We start from the raw sequence: 2,179 nt of genomic DNA, 5'->3' as shown, positions 1-2,179 counted from the left end.
TATAAATGGTACAATATATATGTACAAAAAATCCAAAATAAAAATGTACAGATGCTATACTGTTACCATGGAGGTAAACAGTATGATTTTAAAAAGCAGCATCATTGTAGATTTAAAAATTAATTCATTGGAGGACTTATACAAATTGAAACCGTTTACAGAAAATTCTTCACTAAACATCAATAAAAGCCAGATTGCAAGGGAGCTTGGTGTTGACAGGAGAACCGTTGACAAGTATATAAATGGTTTTCAGAAATCAAAAAAAAGAAAAAAAGGCTCGCGGCTGGATAAATATTATGATGTAATACAGGAACTGCTTTCTGAGCAGAACTCACAGGTCTTTTATTATAAAAGGATACTGTGGCAGTATCTGGTTGACAACCATGGATTAAATAACTGCAAATATTCCAACTTTTGTCATTACATTAACTCTCATGAAGAGTTTGCAGCATATTTTAAAGAAAAAAAGCCATCCAATGCAGACAGGCCGGTCATCCGTTTTGAAACACCGGAAGGAAAGCAGGCACAGCTTGACTGGAAAGAAAACATTCCGTTTGTACTAAAATCAGGAGAAACCATAACCATCAATGTCCTTGTCCTACTGCTCTCATATTCACGGTTCCGTGTATACCGCTTATCTTTAAGCAGAACACAGGATGTTCTTCTCGCACTTCTAAACGATGCATTCGAGACATTTGGCGGGGTTCCGCAGGAAATTGTCACCGACAACATGAAAACGGTTATGGACCAGTCAAGAACAGATGCTTCCAAAGGCAAAGTCAATGTACGTTTTGAACAGTTTGCCAAAGATTACGGTTTTCAAATCAGACCATGCATTGCAGGCAGACCGCAGACCAAGGCAAAGGTGGAAGCACCAATGAAGATACTGGATGAAATCCGTGCTTATAGCGGCCGGCTTGATTATACCGAATTATGTGAACTTATAGAACGTATCAACAACCGCATCAACAGCCAGGTAAAACAGGGAACAGGAAGAATTCCACTGCTTTATTTTGAAAAAGAAAAAGCTTTCTTAAATCCCCTTCCCACAGAAGAAATAAGAAAGCATTATCGGATTGACACATACCGTTCCAGGGTAAATCCATCCAGTATGGTAACATACAAAAATTCACAGTATTCCGTACCGCCGGAGTACATTGGAAGGGAGATGAAATTACAGGTATATGACAATTACATACACATTTATTATAACACAACTCTCGTGACTTTGCACAGTCTGAGTTCAAAAAAACTGAATTATCATGAAAAACACTATATTGCAATTGCACAGCAGTCCCATTCCTTCCAAAAAGAGGACATAGAAAGCCGTGCAAAGGAAAATCTGTCAGTGATAGGAGATGTATACCGTTATGAATAACAGCACTTACCAACAGTTATGCCACAATCTTGAAGCATTAAAACTACCACAGATGCAGCTGCATCTGAGTGAGGTTGCAGATTTTGTGTCAGCAAACAGCCTTTCATTTTCGGAGGGTCTGTTGAAACTGACCAATTTTGAGGCAGACTACAAAGCAGAAAATGCTGCACGTTCCATGGTAAAAGCAGGAGCGTTCCCACACCATAAGGAACTGGAGGACTTTGATTTTTCATTTCAGCCGGGAATAAACCGGCAGGAAATTTTTGAATATAACACACTGAGATTTCTGGAAGAAAATGAAAACCTTGTATTTCTTGGTCCAAGCGGAGTGGGGAAGACACATCTGGCAACTTCCATAGGGATTACTGCAGCCAAAAAGCGAATCAGCACATATTTTATAAAATGCAATGATTTACTGCAGCAGCTGAAAAAAGCAAAGTCAGAAAACCGTTTGAATGACAGGCTGAAGCACTTCAGTAAATACAGGCTTCTGATTATTGATGAGCTGGGATACCTTCCCATCAACAAGGAAGATTCAAATCTGTTTTTCCAGCTGATTGACATGAGGTACGAAAAGAAAAGTACCATTCTAACAACAAATATAAATTTCAGTGACTGGGATTCTGTGTTTTATGATGCAGTTGTAGCCAATGCCATTTTGGACAGGGTTCTGCATCATGCACATGTAATTACAATATCCGGAAAATCATATCGGCTTAAAGATCATATCCAGACTGAAAATTAAAAAAGTTGTACATTATTATTTTGGAACTTTTGTACATTTTTGTATTGACATTTATA

General features: G+C 38.2%; 2 protein-coding genes. Both read left to right on the top strand.

Annotated elements, in window-relative coordinates:
* Positions 1–82 precede the first annotated feature (82 nt).
* A complete protein-coding gene (istA, locus tag FYJ58_RS14575; protein WP_154520389.1) occupies positions 83–1,378 on the top strand; it encodes an IS21 family transposase in 1,296 nt (431 codons plus the stop codon).
* Positions 1,371–2,123: an IS21-like element helper ATPase IstB gene (istB, locus tag FYJ58_RS14570; protein WP_154520388.1), complete on the top strand. Its 753-nt coding sequence runs from the start codon at positions 1,371–1,373 to the stop codon at positions 2,121–2,123. The genes istA and istB overlap by 8 nt, the downstream gene beginning before the upstream one ends.
* Positions 2,124–2,179: the final 56 nt, after the last annotated feature.

Origin of the sequence: Velocimicrobium porci, from assembly GCF_009696045.1 — a bacterium.
GTDB classification, from domain to species: Bacteria; Bacillota; Clostridia; order Lachnospirales; family Lachnospiraceae; genus Velocimicrobium; species Velocimicrobium porci.
This window is presented reverse-complemented; position numbering and strand designations above follow the sequence as displayed.